Consider the following 16,357-nt stretch of genomic DNA (forward strand, 5'->3'; position numbering starts at 1 on the left):
CGACAGAGATTCTCTGGAAGAGGCGAGGGCTGCATAATGGATACAAGACGAAAAAAAACAGCGAATCGGCGGCGCGGCTCAGCCCTGATTCTGGTCGTGGTGGCGGCGGTTCTGCTTTCGCTGGTGGGCATAATGTTTCTGATGATTTCGCGGGTGGGGGATATTCTGGGGACAGCTGCCCGACAGGAGCATCAGATGGACCAGGCCGTGCGGATGGTGCTGGACAAAATCGAACTGGTGCTTCTGCAGGATTTGTTTGGCACCAATTTAACCAGCGGGCTCTGTGACGGAAAGGGGCTGACGAACGAACCCTACGATGCACCGGGGGCAGCCGACCCCTGGCTGGCTGCGCTGGAGCCGGTGCGAATCAGCGATAACGGCACGCCGGATGACCCGACGGATGATTTGTACCGCTGGCCGTATCTGTCCAGTCTCTGGCCGGCTCCGCCGAATGTCTGGGACCGGATTTTACGGGAGGGGACCGGACAGCTTGACCCGCAGAACAATCCCCAATTCTGGGGGGCGATTGTGCCGGATTATCCGAACCTGACGAATGTTTTCTGGGCTCCGGCGGATGCCGACGGGGACGGTGTGGCTGACAGTCTTTGGGTGCCCGCACTGGAAACACCGACCGGGGAGCGAATCTATGCGGCCGTGCGCATTATCGACAACTGCGGGATGCTGAATCTGAACACCGCCCACCTGACCCGAAAAGCGAGTCCCTGGACCGGACAGGGTCGCTGGCTTTCTGAGGTGGATTATGAACCATTCCTGCGGGGGGATGACCGGGCGACGCCTCCTGTGGTTCGGCAGGCCAGAATGACCAATCCTTCCGTAATTGTGACCGCAGAAAATTATCACAAGGAAGCCATCCTGAATATTGAAAATCCCGGCTCGGCTTACACCCTTTTTGACATCAACGACGAACTGGAGATGCGAAACCGCTTTTTGATGACCAGCAGGGCCGTGGCCCGATTTGAGCGGGAAATGAATCTGTCGGCTATGCCCCCTGTTTTCGGGATGTACCAGACCTTTGATTTTGGACGCGGTGAGTTTGTCGGCGGCTGGAACGTGGCCCTGCGGGTTAAGCGAATTCCGGTGGAATCTGCGGAGGATTTTCGGGTTTGGAAGCTGCGGATGAATCCGGAAAACTTTGATGATACCGGTCCGTGGACCGCCAATCCGCATAACTACAGTTATTATTACGACCGTCGTCATGTGTGCACCTTTATCAGTTTTGACCGCAATCTGCGGTGGGGCGGCGAGCCGTATTTTGCCGACTGGTCGGAAAGTGAAAAGCGGTATCTGGGCAGAATCTACCGGGCCGTCTTGATGCCCGCTGACGGGCATGCGGTGAGTGTTCGGGCTGATATTTTGAGCAATACACTTCAAGCCCGCCGCAATATTCTGCATTTGCTTTATGCGTTTCGGGGGTATTATCTGCATCAGGGTGAATCGCTTCGAACCGCCGCCCGCAAGGCCGCTCAAATCGTCGCCAATATGATTGATTATCTGGATGACGGTACGGCAAATACCGATGGGCCCTTTGGAACGGCCTGGACGGACCCGGATACGTTTGCTGTTACTCCGGCACAGGTCAACAGCAATCCAACGTTTATTAACCGGGCCATTATCAAGCGGTTGATTCTGGAGGTCAGCACTGAACTGAATAGGCAGGATTCCTCGATTCCTGTTGTCAACATCGATGCAGTGGCGGACGGCAGGCGCATCTTTGAAAAACTGGATTTCGGTCTGAGTGAAACGGATGTGATTTACGGTTTTGAACGCCAGCCGTTTGTCTCCGAGCTGTATGTAGTCCGGGATAATAACAACAATCCAACGGAGGCGGCCCTGGAACTGCTGAATCCGTATGATTCCTCGATTTCGCTGAACAGCTGGCGGATTGTCTTTCGGCAGCGGGTCGGTGTCCCCGTTGAGTTTACGATTCCGGATACGCCGAGCGGAACGATTCCGGCCGGCACGCCGAATTCGCCCGGCCGATTTGTCATACGTTCCACGAATGCAAGTCCTGCAGATGTAGTCTTTGCCAATTTTGGTATGGGAATGATGCTGACGGATGCCAACAGCATCGATGTGCAGCGTCCATGTCCGGATAATCCGGCGAGGTTTATTACGGTCGATCGAATCCCCCGAGCCCAGATTGAACTTGTGCTGACCGATGACCCATCGGACGGTCAGCCGACCATCCATGTGCTCAAACGGCAGGATACCGGATGGAAGTTTACGAATGCCTCCGCGGCTGTTCATCAGCGGGCTGTTCCGCCTTCCCCGAGCCCGGCTACACTCGGCGCAGCCAACGGGGTCACGGTGGATAAAGACGGCTGGCAGATGCCGGTAGCGGATTTTCCGTCTGTCTCTGCGGAGCGGAGGTTTTTTACGCTCGGCGATTTTCAGAAAGTGCTGTTTGTCGGCAACGAGAGAGGAGAGGATCCCAATACGGTTACGACGGCCGTTGCCCAGGCATCTTCCGAAGGCGACATTCGATTTGATGTGATGAAGGACCCCGACCTGCTGGGCTTTATCTGTTTTCTAAATCGGGAGAAGGGGTCTCTGCCCGGGCGTATCAATATCAATACGGCTCCAAAGCCGGTTTTGGCGGCGGCGATTCCGGGGATTTTAACACACAGTTCGGGTACGGTTAATCTGGTTGACCCGAATCCGGCCACCTCGCAGGTTGCGGAGGATTATGCCGATCTCATCATCCAGAACCGGCCTTATGCTCATCTTGGAGAACTGCTTGCAAAGATTCCGGCCCTGAGAGTCTATGCCCAGCAGGAAGGACTGGATGTGGTCGGCGACCGTACGATTCGCGGGGATTTGGAGGAACGAGACCTCATTCTGTCGCACCTGTCCAATATCTTTACTACCCGCAGCGATGTCTTTACGGCCTATATCCTTGTCCGCATCGGGCAAAGCGGCCCGCAGCGTCGCGTGCTGGCGATTTTCGACCGCAGTCAGGTCTGGGCACCGGGGGACCGGCCGCGGCTGCTGGCTGTCAAAACTGTACCGAATCCGCGTTAGGCGTTTTGAGCCGGATGCGTCTTGCGCTGAATGATTTGCCCATTCAGCGAGATGGTAATCTCCTCAAAAGGCAATGATTTTCCGCTGTCGGCAACAGCCATCCGGGCAATTTGGGTCAGACCGCTGCAGCAGGGTACTTCCATCCGAACAACCGTCAGAGAGCGGATGTCATTGTGCTGCAGGATTTGGCCGACTTTTTCCACATAATATTGCCGGTCATCCAGTTTCGGACAGCCCACGGCAATCGTATGCCCTTTCAGCAGGGAAGGATGAAAATCTCCCATGGCAAAGGGGACACAGTCCGCCACGAGCATCAGGTCGGCCTGGTCGAAATACGGTGCCGTCGGCGACAGGAGCTTCAGCTGCACCGGCCACTGCCCCAGTTGTGAGGGGATGTCTGCGGTGCCGGTGCCGACGGCGGTTTCCTGCGGTTTCCGCTGCATTATTTTCATCCCCGGGCAGCCGGAAAAGGGTTGTTCGGATGCCGCTTTAAGCCGGTTTGCATGTTCGTGGGCCGCCTTCTCATCGAACGCCGCCGCCTGTCGCTGCTCGATGGTAATGGCGCCCCGGGGGCAGTGTCCCAGACACGCCCCCAGGCCGTCACAGTACGTTTCACTGACCAGTTTGGCCTTGCCGTTGATGATTTGGATGGCCCCTTCGGCACAGGCCTTGACACACAGGCCGCAGCCGTCGCATTTTTCTTCATCAATTACGACGATATTGCGAAGCATTTGAACCCTCTTTTTTCAGCCCAGGATTTCCGCCAGGTCTTTTTGCGGGGTGGAAATCGGGGCGATGTTAAACTGTTCCACAAGCACTTTCAGCACATTCGGTCCGACAAAAGCCGGCAGAGAAGGGCCCAGTTTCATCTTCTTGATTCCCAGATGCAGCAGCGTCAGCAGGATGCAGACGGCCTTCTGTTCGTACCAGCTGAGAATCAGCGAAAGCGGCAGGTCGTTCACACCGCAGCCAAAGGCATTGGCCAGGGCGACGGCAATCTGAATCGCGGAGTAGGCGTCATTGCATTGTCCCACATCCAACAGCCGCGGGATGCCGCCGATGTCGCCGAATTCAAGCATATTGAATCGGTATTTGCCGCAGGCCAGGGTGAGGATGATGCAGTCTTTCGGGACGGCCTGGGCCAGTTCGGTGTAGTAATTGCGTCCGGGCTTGGCGCCGTCACAGCCGCCGATGAGGAAGAAGTGCCGGATTTTCCCCGCCTTGACGGCTTCGATGACTTTGCCGGCTACACTCATTACGGCATTGCGGGCAAAGCCGATGGTGATGCGTTTTTCCGGGGCATCCTCTGTGAATCCGGGAGCGGCCAGGGCGGCCTGAATGACGGGGGTAAAGTCTTTATCCGGGCCGATATGCCGCACCTCGGGCCATGCCACAAGCCCCGTCGTGAAGATGCGGTCTTTGTAGGTGTCTTTCGGGCGCTGGATGCAGTTGGTGGTCATCAGAATCGCGCCCGGAAAGGCGTCAAATTCCTTGTGCTGATTCTGCCAGGCGGTTCCATAGTTGCCGACCAGATGTTTGTATTTTTTCAGACCCGGATAAGCCAGGCACGGCAGCATCTCTCCGTGCGTATAAACGTTGATGCCCTTGCCTTCTGTCTGCTTGAGCAGCAGCTCCAAATCCCGAAGGTCATGTCCGGAAACGAGGATGGCCTTGCCTTTGACCGGGGATATGCGAATCGAGGTCGGCTCGGGGTGCCCGTAGGTTCCGGTGTTGGCCTGATCGAGCATTTCCATCACTTTCAGATTGACCTGACCGACCTTGAGGGCCATGGCAACCAGAGCATTGACATCCTGAGCATGAGGGCTTGTCAGAAAATCCAGGGCTTCATGGAAAAAGGCATAGACGCCGTTGTCCTCCACCCCGAGAATCATAGCGTGGTCGGCGTAGGCGGCCATCCCCTTCAGGCCGTACAGAATCAGTTCCTGAAGACCTGCCGCATCGGGTCCGTAGGCTTCAAGTCGGTTGGCAATGCTGACAGCTTGTGCCTCCTGAAGCATTTCCTGACGACTGGAGGGGACCCGCCAGGCGGCCGGACCGGACAATGGTTCCGGCTTTTTGCCGGCTTTCCTGCAGGCCTCTTCGTAGAGGCGGCGGGCCTGAAGAATGATTGTGTCCGCCTTCTGAATCAGGTCTTCCAGCCGCAGAGGGTCAAAGTTGACATTGGTGACCGTGCTGAAAAGGGCTTCCACAGCAAATCGGTCGATTTCTTTGCTTCGGAGGCCGAGCTGTCCGGCGCGATGTGCATAATTAGCGATACCCTTGACGGCATAGACAAGCAGGTCTTGCAGGTCGGATGCCTCCGGGGTTTTGCCGCACACCCCCATTTTGGTGCATCCCGTTCCGCCGGCTGTTTGTTCACACTGATAACAGAACATTTGTATCTCCTTTCCTGAAATTGAGTTAAATTGTTCCATTTTTTATTTTTGACGAATCATCGTTAAAAGCATTTTGAAGGCGGTTTTTGCGTGAACAGCATGGGGGATTCCGGCAGGCATAATGACAATCTGGCCTTTTTCAGCAAGAACTGGTTGGCCGCCTATGGTTAATTCCGCTGTTCCATCGATAATTTGAACTACCGCATCATAGGGGGAGGTGTGTTCGCTCAATCGCTGCCCTTTATCGAAGGCAAAGAGGGTCAGCGAACCGACGGGCTTGTCCAGCAGGGTTTTGCTGACAATGGAATCGGAAGCATATTGAACCAGGTCATTGAGCGAAACGGCCCGGGCCTTGATTTCTTCCAGAATTTTGACGCTGCCGTCAGGGGTCATTGTTTATTCTCCTGTTTGATTTAGTCTTTTGTCCCGAATTTCTTCGAGGGTCGTGGTTTTCAGGGAAAGGAGGATATCGTCATGGATTTTTCCCAGTTTTTCTCGAAGTGGGCATCGTTCTTTCAGAGAGCAATGGAAGCGGCTGAAGAAGCAACGGTTCATATGGATGGGGCCCTGGATTGCTTCAATCACTTCCAGAAAGGTAATCTGACCGGGGGGACGAGCTAAGGTATACCCCCCCTTAGGTCCCATAATGGATACGGTAATTTTACAATCTTGAAGCTTTTGCAATAGTTTACATGTAATCGGATAGGGAATATGAAGTATATCGGAAAGGTGCCTTGCTGAAAGAACCCGCTGGCCGTTTGGGCCATTCACAAATTCTGACAGGATGCGAAGGGCGTAATCAGTATTTCTTTTAATTATATCCATTTTATATCTGTTGTTCCTTTTTATATATAAGACTATTATAGTCCTACTAAAAAAGAATGCAAATGTTTTTCAGAAAAAATGTAAAAAATGAGATTTTGAAACATTTACTTATAGGAAACCGTCTTATATAATGTCGGCTGCTCTTTGAAAGGATAATACAAGAAGCGGTCGAAAATCATATTTATACGATTCAATAATTGTCTCTTTATTGAAGTTTTTTATTATCCTTGACGTTGCATTGTTATTGAAAGTTTGAGTTTTTTCTCAAACGCATAGGAATGTAGAAAGCTGATTGTATTATCCTGAAAGGAGATACAGCTTTGATTAACTTCTCGTGTACAAAGTGCGGCCATGCTTACAGTGTACCGGATGAGTATGCCGGAAAAAAAGTTCGCTGCAAGCAATGTCAGACTGTCAACACCATTCCAGCTGCGGCGGCGACTTCATCCGCCGGAGCGAAGAAGGACTGTGCAGACAGCATTGCGGCCTACAACAATCTGCTGAATGAGCTGCTTAGATACGAGAAACAGGCCCCAAAGGTTGAAATTGAATCTTAATCGGTTCAACGGCTGAAAGAGCGGCGGAACCGGTGGGGTTTTCTATTTGCTTTTTCTCTGCATTTCGCTGTTTTTACCATCTTTTTTAGTCTATCATTGAGGGAAGTTTCGTGCGGATACCCCGTTTTTTTTGTCGGGATTTATCCTCTTCAACGGTGCAGCTGGACCCTTCGGAATCGCATCATTTGGCGCATGTTCTCCGGATCAAGATGGGGGAGACGGTTGAGGTTTTTGACGGCAGGGGGCGACTGGCTTCCGCCCGAGTTTCTTCGATTCAGAAGGACAAAGTTTCATTGATTCTAAGCGAAATTCACACCTTTCCGGCGCCTGCTTGGAACATTATTTTGGCCGTCAGTATGGCCAAAGCGAACCGTTTCGATTTTCTCGTGGAAAAGTGTACGGAATTGGGGGTGGATCATATCATAGCTGTCGTTTATGAACGAACTGTTAAGATGGGGAAAGAATCTACTCTGGCCCGTTATGAGAAGATTGCAGTATCCGCCGCCAAGCAGTCCGGCCGAGTTTTTCTGCCGCGATTGAGCGGTCCGTGGCCCCTTTCTAAGGCGATAGAACACATCCACATAGAATACCCTCAAGCCGCCTGGATTTACGGAGAACCTTCTTGTGAACCATCGCCCCAAAAGGGTTTGAAACACGCCGAGGACCTGTCCAGCGGGAAGGACATAGTCTGTCTGGTAGGACCGGAAGGCGGTTTTACGGAAGCGGAAAAGCAAATCCTGCAGACCTTAGGGGCTTGTTCCGTCCAAATCAATCCGAACGTTCTGCGAATCGAAACCGCTGCGATTGCGTTCGGAGCTCTTTCGGCTTACTTTCGGTCTTAACAGACTCTTTTTCTTTCCTCTTCTTTTTCCGTCCGGCTGCGGTTTTTCAGAACACGTCCGTTTGGTCATTTCGTATAAAAGAAGGGGGTGTTTAGAAATCCAAAGAAAGAGTCTGAGTATGAAGACCTCAAAAAAAGATATCTCGTCCAAATTAGCGGGTCTGCTTGTTCAAATTCACGAGGGCAAAAGCCGCTCTGTGCTTCGTCGAGAGGCCTGTCGTCTGCTGAGCCGTCTTCGCCCGCACGATATTGCCAAAGCGGAACATCGACTGCTGAAAAGCGGTTTTTCCGCAGAGCAGGTTCAGCAGCTTTGCGCGGCATTTGTCCTGATGGGGGTGATGGAAGCCGGCAAAGCGGATATCGTTCGCCGGCTGCCGGATACCCATGTGCTTCGCAAGGTCGCCGCCGAGCATGATTTGTTTCGGTGTTTTCTGGCGGAGCTGGAGGAAGTCGCCGAAGAGATTCTTCAGCAGAGTTCGCTTTCTCCGGCGAGCCCTGAGCTGATGCGGCTTTCCCACATTCTTGAACATCTCCAGGGAATGGCGGAACACATCGCCCGTGAAGATGATGTGATTTTCCCGATGCTGAAAAAACAGGGATGGGAATCTCTGTGCCGTTCTGTGGAAAAAGAACATCTATATCTTCAGATTGCGATTGAAGACCTGCTGAAGCTTCGAATGGCTTTTCAGAATATGTCGTTTGGGGTTTTCAAGAACCAGCTGGCTTCCCTGGTGCGGTATATCGGCCCGGCCATGCGGGAGCATTTATTCCGGGAGGAATATGTTCTGTTTGCGCTGGCCCTGACCGCGTCGGGAGATTCGTCCGTGTGGGAGTCAATCAAAACGGTCTGCCGGGACATTGACTACTGCGGAGTTCATCTGTAAAGCCAGTTTGGTTATTGTCCCCTTTAGGACTGATACTTGCTGAGGACATACACGGCCTGTTCGGCCAGCAGATTCGGCCAAAACCGAAGCGGGCTGTCCACATTTCGCCGAAGGGGAATTTGTTCTTCGACCTGGATACCCAATTCCGTACAGAAACGGTCAAAGTCCTTGATGGAAAGAAAGTGAATATTGGGAGAATTGTACCAACGATAGGGCAGCTGACGGGTTTGCGGGGCTTGTCCTTTGAAAAAGAGCTGGAAACGGCACTTCCAGTGAGCAAAGTTTGGGAAACTGACAATGACTTTTTTGGCGATCCGCAAAAGCCGTCGCAGGACCTTTTCCGGGTCCCGAAGGGTCTGGATGGTCTGAGAGAGAATGGCATAGTCGAACCTGTCGGCCGGATACTCTTCAAGCCCTTTTTCAATATCCTGGTGAATGACGGACAGGCCTCGCTGAATGCAGTGAATGACCAAATCTTCGTCGATTTCGATTCCCTGACCGATTACATTCTTGTCCTGGATGAGCCGCACGAGGAGTTCTCCATCTCCGCAGCCGAGGTCTAAGACGCGGCTGCCGGGTTCAATCAGAGAGTCGATGCGTTCATAGTCGATGCGGATGTGTTTGGAGTGTTCGGCTGAATGGGGTTTGTCCGCTGCGGCGGCAGGGGCGGATGAAAGAATCGTCCGGCCGGTCTGCACCTGCTGGAATGTGGAATTCAGAAATCCGGAAATCAGGGTGCCCAACTCCTGGACCTCCAGCAGGAAGGCATCGTGGCCGTAGGGGGAGTGAATATTGCAGTAGGTCACGTCCTTTCCTTCAGCCCCGAGTGCGTGGACGATTTCCTCCGATTGCTCCGGCGGGAAGAGCCAGTCGCTGCTGAAGCTGACGATGCAGTATCGGCAGGAGGTATTTCGGAAGGCCTGCTGAAGCGTGCCGTATTCGCGGACCAGGTCAAAATAGTCCATGGCTTTGGTAATATACAGATAGCTGTTGGCGTCAAACCGTTCCGTGAAGGTCTGTCCCTGATAGTCCAGATAGGTTTCAACGGCGAACTCGGAGTTAAAATCATAACTGTACTGGTCTTTTTTCTGGAGCTGCCGTCCGAATTTCGCCCGCATGGACTGTTCGGACAGGTAGGTAATGTGTCCGATCATCCTTGCAATCGCCAGCCCTCGGTCGGGGGAACGTTCGTCCGTATATTGGCCCTCGCAGAAGTTCGGGTCGGCCAGGATGGCGTTTCGACCGACGGCGTCAAAGGCGATGGCCTGGGCGTTCAGACGGGTTGTACTGGCAATGCATACGGCAGAACGGATTCTTTCCGGATAGGCGGCGGCCCACTGGAGGACCTGCATACCGCCCATGGAACCGCCGACGACGGCCAGAAGCTGTTCAATGCCCAATGCATCCAGGAGCAGTTTTTGGACAAGCACCATATCCCGGATGGTGATAATCGGGAATTGCAGCCCATAAGGTTTCCCTGTGGCGGGATTGATGGAAGAAGGGCCTGTCGTGCCCCGACAGCCCCCCAGCACATTGGAGCAAATCACAAAATATCGATTGGTATCAATCGGTTTTCCGGGGCCGACCATACAGTCCCACCAGCCGGGTTTGCGGTCGTCCGGGCTGTGGTAGCCGGCAACGTGGGCATCGCCGCTGAGGGCATGGCAAATCAAAATTGCGTTGTCTTTGGCCTCCGACAGGGTCCCATAGGTTTCATAGGCCACGTCAATCGGCCCTAAGGTTTTCCCGCACTGCAGCCGCAGAGGGGCATCGGCCTGAACCAGGCGGATCGATTGAGTCTTGACAATGCCGACAGAATTTTTTAAGTCTTTTTCCATAGTGGACTTATTATAACCAGTGGGTTTCTGATGGCAAGCGGTCGGCGGGGGCGATTCTTTTTTTTCAGGCGGATTGAGAATGGAATTTTGCTTGAAAAACATCCGGGGCTCCGGTAGAGTACAGCATATCGTACATAGGGGAGGAACGTCCGAAACAGCGGACGGGCTGAATGCGCCTGTAGCTCAATTGGATAGAGCGTCGGTCTACGGAACCGAAGGTTAGGGGTTCGAGTCCCTTCAGGCGTATTTTGTTTTTTCGGCAGGCAAAAAAGGCATCTCATATTGGAAAGAAATCGGATTATGAGTTTTTTGGAGAAAATCCTTCAGCAGGCGTCTCGACTTCAAAAAACCATTGTATTGGCAGAGGGTTCAGATAAGCGGGTGCTGGAAGCGGCAAAGATTCTGACCGCCCGAAAAGCAGCCCGCATTGTTGTTCTGGGGGAAACTGACCAGGTGTACAGGGACTTAAAGACCCTCGGGGCTCAAACGGATGAAATCCGGGTTATCGACCCCAAAAAATCGGAGCATCGTCAGCGGTATGCGGAGTGTCTTTATGAAATCCGCAAGTCCAAAGGACTGACTATGGAAGAGGCGGAGAAACTGGTCGAGGATAATATTTATTTCGGGACGCTGATGGTCAAAACCGGGGATGCAGACGGTCTGGTCGGCGGGGCGATTCATGCCTCTGCGGATATGATCCGGCCTGCGCTGCAGATTATTCGCCCGGCAGAAGGATTTAAGACCATTTCCAGCGTTTTCTTTATGTGCCGCGGAGAGGAAATCTATCTGTTTGCAGATTGCGGTTTGGTGGAGTACCCGACGACGGCGCAGTTGTCTGATATTGCGGTTTCAACCGCGATTACGGCGATGCAGTTCGGGATTGAGCCGAGGATTGCGATGCTGTCTTATTCTACCAAGGGTTCCGCCAAGTCTGAAGGGGCAATGAAGGTGGCAATGGCAGCGGAGAGAACCCGTGAGAAGGTCGGGCATCTATTCGGCTACGGCGGGAAGGTTCTGGTGGACGGGGAGCTCCAGTTTGATGCGGCGTTTGTTCCGGAGGTGGCCGCTTTGAAATGCCCGGACAGTCCGCTGAAAGGCCGGGCGAATGTGTTTATTTTCCCCAATCTGGAGGCGGGCAACATCTGCTATAAGGCTGTCCAGCGGCTGGGCAATTTTGAGGCATACGGTCCGATTCTGCAGGGGCTGGCGCGTCCGGTCAATGACCTGTCCCGCGGCTGTGTGCCGGAAGATATCGTCGGCACGGCGGCGATTACGGCCCTGCAGGCCCAGTAAAGAAAAAGCACGCAACTTCTTTTTTTCTTCATAAATTAGGTGTTCTTTAATTTTTTTTTCTTGACAGAAAAACGTGTTTGGGTAAATCGAGCTTTATAAAATAAAGTACTTTTTGAAAACAAAGGAGATGGAAAATGGAAACGATGCAGAACGATGACAGTCTGAATCTGACAAGAGAGGAAGATCTTCGTTTTGTGCGTGCCTTGCTTGCCCAGACTCGACGGGATTTTGATCCGGGAATTGTGATTTTCATTACATGGGGCTTGATTTGCCTGCTTGGCTACAATGGAACATTCTTGTTCGTTTCTTCTCAACATGACCACTGGATCAGTCCCATGTGGTTTGGTCTGCTGACTGTTGGAGGTGTTTTCAGCATGGTTTTTGGATATCGACTCTTGAAAAATCAGCGAAAAAAAGGATTTGTTTCACACATCGATATTCAAATGAACTGGCTGTGGGCGATTGCTGTCGGGAACGGATTGCTTTGGTCGCTGCTTGGGTATTTTCGAGATTTTTATGGCGGGCCGGGTTTTTTCTGGGCATTCATCTATGCCGTAGCCCTTTCTATGACCGGCGTTGTCTATACGCGTGAATGGCTGGCAGGGGGAATGCTGATTGTGGCGGGTATGCTGCTGGCTCACTTTTTCAGTCCGTATGCGTATGTCATTCTCGGCTTTTCCATAGCAGCGGGCTGTATTCTTCCGGCCGTCGTTTCACGAAATCGTCTCAAAAAGATGAGGAAGAACATTGCGTCAAAATAATGTTCCATTTGATGAACTGCTTCTCTCGCGTGCCCGACTGAGTCTGCTGTCCGCACTCTTGTCCGGCGATGAGATTGAGTTTACGGTGCTTCGGAATATGCTGGGGCTTTCGGACGGCAATTTGAGCGTCCAGATACGCAAACTGGAGGAGGCCGGCTATCTGAAGGTGAAAAAAGTCTTTGTAGAGCGAAGGCCGAAAACGTTTTGCAAAATCACCGAAAAAGGCCGGCAGGCTTTGGAATCCTTTACAAATTATTTGAACAGCTTGGTTCATGAAAAATGATTTTTTGAAAACAAGGAGGTTCGATTTTGAACAATCTGCATTTGATGCCACCGGAACACTGGCTGATGGAATTCCGTATTGATTTGAGTGAAAAACCGGCTGGTCTTCAGGATCCATCAGAAATCTATAAACGATTGTCTGAATGGCTGTCCAGTCATGGTTATGACAGAATTGACAATTATCAGGAATGCTTTGATAAGAACGATTCGGGTGATTATTCTCAAATGGAAACTACCATTATGGTGCCCGTTGAGAAGCGCTGACAAGTGGAATCTCTTTCGAAACAGTTTGTTGTTCACAAGCATATTACATCGGCGGGTGTACATTGGGATTGGATGCTTGAAGGAGAAAGGACGCTGCAAACGTGGAGAGTAAATTGTCCGCCGCAGGAGGTGGGGCAGGAGCCGGTTCAGGCGGACAGGATTGCCGACCATGATATCCGTTTCCTTACATATGAAGGGCCTGTGCAGCAGGGTACGGGAAGGGTGCAGCGGGAAGACAGAGGGCGGCTGACTATTTTGAAAAGGACCGACTCCCAAATCCTTTTCCGCCTGGAAGGAGAGGTTTTGGCGGATTCTTTTGCTTTCATCTTTGAGCAGGGGAAGTGGTTCATTTGCCGCATTTCCCAGAAGGACTAACTATCGGCGCAGTTCCGGCAGGTCCGGTTCGACGTGCACGATGACATTGACCGGCCGCGGAAGCCGATTGTGAAGGGACACCTCCAGCTCGTGGGAAATAGCGTGGGCCTCCGTGATGGTCAGCGTGGGGTCCACAAGAATATGCACATCCAGAAAGATTTCCCGCCCCACACGCCGGGTTCGGAGCTGATGCCACTGGGCTATCCGGGGCTGTTCGGTGAGAATGGTTTTGATTTGTCCGAGTGTCTGCTGATCAGCGGCCTGTTCGCTGAATTCGTTCAGACAGTCGGTAAAGATGCGGACGGCGACGAAAATAATCATCAGGCCGACGACAATCGCCGCCAGATGGTCTCCGTACGGGTAATTCAGAAAACGGACGCAGGCTGCTCCGATGAGTACGGCGATGGAGCTGAAGGCATCGCTGCGATGATGCCAGGCATTGGCGTAGAGTGTCGTGCTGTGGCAGCGGATGGCTGTGCGGCGGGTTATCTGATAGAGCCATTCTTTGGTAATGATGGACAGTCCCGCAATCCAAAGAACGGCCAAGGGCATAAAGGGGGTCGGGTGTTCCGAAGCCGACAGGCGGGCGATTTCGACGGCGGATTTATAAATCATCCCTCCGCCGACAAGTCCCAGCACCAGGGCAATCACGGCGGTACTGAAGGTTTCCAGCCGGCCGTGTCCGAAAGGGTGCGTCGAATCCGGTTCCTTCGTGCCCCAGTGAATTCCGACCAAGACAGCCAGGTCGGTGAGCAGGTCGGAAAGCGAATGGACGGCATCCGCCACCAGCCCGATGGAACCGGCCCAAAATCCCACAAGCGCCTTGATGACAGCCAGAAAGAGATTCATCCACAGCCCTACAAGTGTGATGCGGCGAATCTGCGGATTGTCTGCGAACAAATGGGAGTTCATGGTTTCAAAACCGATTGACAAATGGTTTCAATTGTTCGCCGCAGGCCGGCGGACGCCTCGGCGGAACGCGTTTCAAAAATGATTCGGACGATGGGCTCGGTGTTGCTGGTGCGGATATGGAGCCAGCCGTCCGGCAGGTCGAGCCGGCAGCCGTCCCGAGTGTCTCTTTTGGCCTGAGGGAAGGCGGAGCAGGCGGCCTGGAAAAGCGCCTGTGCCTGTTCGGCATCGGCGGTGTATTTGAGTTTAACCATTTCGTAACGGCCGATTTCCTCGGTCAATTGCCGGACGGACTTTCCGGTTTGGGCCATCAGCTGCAGGGTTAAGGCCATCGCCACCAGACTGTCGCGGACGGGACCGACCCGCAGGTCAATCACACCGCCGTTGCCTTCGCCGCCGATGATGCACTGGTGCTCCAGCATGGTATTGGCCACATGGGCTTCGCCGACGGGGGTGCGCAGAACAGTTCCGCCGAAGCGGGCGGCGATGTCGTCTATCATTCTGGATGTGGACAGGTTGGCGGCGGCCTTGCCCCCCGGCTGTTCGGAGAAACGCAGCAGGGCGGCAAAGGCGAGGGTGTATTCTTCTCCAATATACGTTCCCTGCTCATCCACGATGGCCAGCCGGTCGGCATCCGGGTCCTGCGCAAAACCCAGGTCGGCGCCGGACAGCCGGACTTTTTCGCAGAGAGTCTGAAGATTCTCCTGAACCGGTTCCGGTTTGTGGGCAAATCGTCCGGACGGTTCGAGGTTGATGCCGATAATTCGGCAGCCGAGCTCCTCGAGGAGTTTTTGGGCCTCCGGACCGCCGGCTCCGTTGATGCTGTCCAGAACGACAGTGTATTTGCGCCGGCGAATCAGTTCGGGATTGACGATAGACAGGACCTTGTCCACGTGAATGCGGACGGTCTGTGTATTGGAGGAAATGGCACCGCAGCGGACGGCATCGACATAGCGGATTTGCTTTTCGATAAATCGCCGGCGTATCTGTTCGGCCAGCGGTTTCGGCGGGGCGATGCCGTTGTCCAGCAGAAGTTTGATGCCGTTGTATTCGATGGGGTTGTGGCTGGCGGTGATGACAACGCCGCCCTGACAGCCCAGATGGCGGACCATCAGGCCGGCCGCAGGGGTCGAACAGATTCCCAAATCGATGACGTCCACGCCTGCACTGCAGAGACCGGACGCTGCGGCGGCGGCAAACATCGCCCCGCTGATGCGGGAGTCCCTTCCTAAAACCACGACGGGTTTGCCGGCAGCACGGCCCCACTGTTCGTTCAGGAATGTCCCGAAGGCCGCACCGTATAACGAGGCCGTTTCCGGGAAGAAGTTCTCTCCCACCAGTCCCCGCAGTCCGCTGATGCTGATAATCAATTCCTGCTTCATAATCGTTGTTCTCAGAAGATGATGGATTCCGTTTTGAGAATTTAAACCCCATATTGTATTCAGTTTTTGACGCTTGAAAACGGGTTTGTCGGAGAAAAAAGCGAACGTTTTGGGTCTGGAAATGGAGTTGGAGGGGGCCTGGACATTTGGTGAACGGGAAATTGTGCGGTTTGAAAAAACGAGGAAGGGTAAAAAATCTGGTTTTTGGGCGGAAAACGGGTTTTGAACCGAAAAGTATCGGGGAAAATCCTGATTGAAACGTGTACAAACGCGCTGCAAACACACTGCAAACGATAAAGAAACGGACCGAAAAACGCCCAGGCAGCCGTAAGGAGAGGAAAAATTCGAAGCACGAAACCCGGAACGAAGAAAAACAGGAAGACAGGAAAGCAAAAATAAAGAATCACGGGAGCGGGTAAAAATGTTCAAAGGTCTGCAGTCCATTTGGTCCTCCTTCTATGTAGGAAAATATTATAGCAGAAAGGAGGGGAAAAACAACTGCGGATTTTATTATAGAACTCCGATTTCGCAGATTATTTAGGCACGGAATTGCCCGGATGAATACAGATTAAAAAAAAGAGGAAAATGACGGGTTTTCAGCCCGTGACAGCGGGGGACATAGGATAACCTCAACCGAGAGAGCGGGGCCGTTGTCAGTCATCAGTTATCAGTCATCAGTTATCAGTCATCAGTTATCAGTCATCAGTT

16 protein-coding genes and 1 tRNA gene are annotated in these 16,357 nt (G+C 53.0%); 10 read left to right on the forward strand and 7 right to left on the reverse strand.

Translation table 11 applies throughout. From position 1 onward, the window contains the following. The first annotated feature begins 36 nt into the window (after positions 1-36). Positions 37-3,042 (forward strand): hypothetical protein, encoded by a 3,006-nt coding sequence (locus WHS88_11085; GenBank protein MEJ5260721.1) that lies wholly within the window; start codon positions 37-39, stop codon positions 3,040-3,042. Here the strand turns inward: WHS88_11085 and WHS88_11090 are convergent. Genes WHS88_11090 through WHS88_11105 form a run of 4 tightly spaced genes read right to left on the reverse strand, consistent with a single transcriptional unit; the run spans position 3,039 to position 6,263 of the window. Then, positions 3,039-3,773 carry a 4Fe-4S binding protein gene (locus WHS88_11090; protein MEJ5260722.1) on the reverse strand — a complete coding sequence of 245 codons (735 nt, stop codon included), beginning with the start codon at positions 3,771-3,773 and terminating at the stop codon, positions 3,039-3,041. The genes WHS88_11085 and WHS88_11090 overlap by 4 nt on opposite strands. Before the next feature lie 15 nt (positions 3,774-3,788). After that, complete coding sequence (gene hcp / locus WHS88_11095; GenBank protein MEJ5260723.1) at positions 3,789-5,438, reverse strand: hydroxylamine reductase; 1,650 nt, start codon at positions 5,436-5,438, stop codon at positions 3,789-3,791. Positions 5,439-5,480: 42 nt separating this feature from the next. Continuing rightward, on the reverse strand, positions 5,481-5,831 hold the full coding sequence (locus tag WHS88_11100; protein MEJ5260724.1) for a cupin domain-containing protein: 351 nt from the start codon (positions 5,829-5,831) through the stop codon (positions 5,481-5,483). Between the two features lie 3 nt (positions 5,832-5,834). Beyond that, on the reverse strand, positions 5,835-6,263 hold the full coding sequence (locus tag WHS88_11105; protein MEJ5260725.1) for an Rrf2 family transcriptional regulator: 429 nt from the start codon (positions 6,261-6,263) through the stop codon (positions 5,835-5,837). Positions 6,264-6,583: 320 nt separating this feature from the next. Between WHS88_11105 and WHS88_11110 the strand changes: the two genes are divergently transcribed. From WHS88_11110 to WHS88_11120, 3 genes are all read left to right on the forward strand, one after another. Continuing rightward, positions 6,584-6,820: a hypothetical protein gene (locus tag WHS88_11110; GenBank protein MEJ5260726.1), complete on the forward strand. Its 237-nt coding sequence runs from the start codon at positions 6,584-6,586 to the stop codon at positions 6,818-6,820. Positions 6,821-6,975: 155 nt separating this feature from the next. After that, positions 6,976-7,662 carry an RsmE family RNA methyltransferase gene (locus tag WHS88_11115; GenBank protein ID MEJ5260727.1) on the forward strand — a complete coding sequence of 229 codons (687 nt, stop codon included), beginning with the start codon at positions 6,976-6,978 and terminating at the stop codon, positions 7,660-7,662. Positions 7,663-7,780: 118 nt separating this feature from the next. Then, entirely contained in the window at positions 7,781-8,545 is a 765-nt protein-coding gene (locus WHS88_11120) for a DUF438 domain-containing protein (protein MEJ5260728.1), read from the forward strand. Positions 8,546-8,568: 23 nt separating this feature from the next. Here WHS88_11120 and WHS88_11125 read toward each other — a convergent pair whose 3' ends face one another. Further along, positions 8,569-10,383 carry a homoserine O-acetyltransferase gene (locus tag WHS88_11125; protein ID MEJ5260729.1) on the reverse strand — a complete coding sequence of 605 codons (1,815 nt, stop codon included), beginning with the start codon at positions 10,381-10,383 and terminating at the stop codon, positions 8,569-8,571. A 172-nt stretch (positions 10,384-10,555) separates the two neighbouring features. Here WHS88_11125 and WHS88_11130 point away from each other — a divergent pair. The 6 genes from WHS88_11130 to WHS88_11155 all read left to right on the forward strand — a co-directional run bounded on the left by WHS88_11130 (position 10,556) and on the right by WHS88_11155 (position 13,358). After that, positions 10,556-10,629, forward strand: a tRNA-Arg gene (locus WHS88_11130). Positions 10,630-10,683: 54 nt separating this feature from the next. Beyond that, positions 10,684-11,676, forward strand: a complete 993-nt coding sequence (gene pta, locus WHS88_11135) for a phosphate acetyltransferase (GenBank protein ID MEJ5260730.1) — start codon at positions 10,684-10,686, stop codon at positions 11,674-11,676. 134 nt (positions 11,677-11,810) lie between these two features. Continuing rightward, positions 11,811-12,437 (forward strand): hypothetical protein, encoded by a 627-nt coding sequence (locus WHS88_11140; GenBank protein ID MEJ5260731.1) that lies wholly within the window; start codon positions 11,811-11,813, stop codon positions 12,435-12,437. Then, on the forward strand, positions 12,424-12,720 hold the full coding sequence (locus tag WHS88_11145; protein MEJ5260732.1) for a transcriptional regulator: 297 nt from the start codon (positions 12,424-12,426) through the stop codon (positions 12,718-12,720). The genes WHS88_11140 and WHS88_11145 overlap by 14 nt, the downstream gene beginning before the upstream one ends. A 26-nt stretch (positions 12,721-12,746) precedes the next feature. Continuing rightward, complete coding sequence (locus WHS88_11150; GenBank protein MEJ5260733.1) at positions 12,747-12,983, forward strand: hypothetical protein; 237 nt, start codon at positions 12,747-12,749, stop codon at positions 12,981-12,983. 3 nt (positions 12,984-12,986) lie between these two features. Beyond that, positions 12,987-13,358, forward strand: coding sequence for a DNA polymerase ligase N-terminal domain-containing protein (locus tag WHS88_11155; GenBank protein ID MEJ5260734.1), 372 nt, complete (start codon positions 12,987-12,989; stop codon positions 13,356-13,358). On the opposite strand, the gene WHS88_11160 is transcribed toward WHS88_11155, so the two are convergent. Together WHS88_11160 and glmM are read right to left on the reverse strand one after the other, a co-directional pair. After that, a complete protein-coding gene (locus WHS88_11160; GenBank protein MEJ5260735.1) occupies positions 13,359-14,270 on the reverse strand; it encodes a cation diffusion facilitator family transporter in 912 nt (303 codons plus the stop codon). It abuts the gene before it with no gap. Further along, positions 14,267-15,649: a phosphoglucosamine mutase gene (gene glmM, locus WHS88_11165; protein ID MEJ5260736.1), complete on the reverse strand. Its 1,383-nt coding sequence runs from the start codon at positions 15,647-15,649 to the stop codon at positions 14,267-14,269. Before glmM ends, WHS88_11160 begins: the two co-directional genes overlap by 4 nt. Positions 15,650-16,357: the final 708 nt, after the last annotated feature.

The organism is Anaerohalosphaeraceae bacterium (assembly GCA_037479115.1).
Classification (GTDB): Bacteria; Planctomycetota; Phycisphaerae; order Sedimentisphaerales; family Anaerohalosphaeraceae; genus JAHDQI01.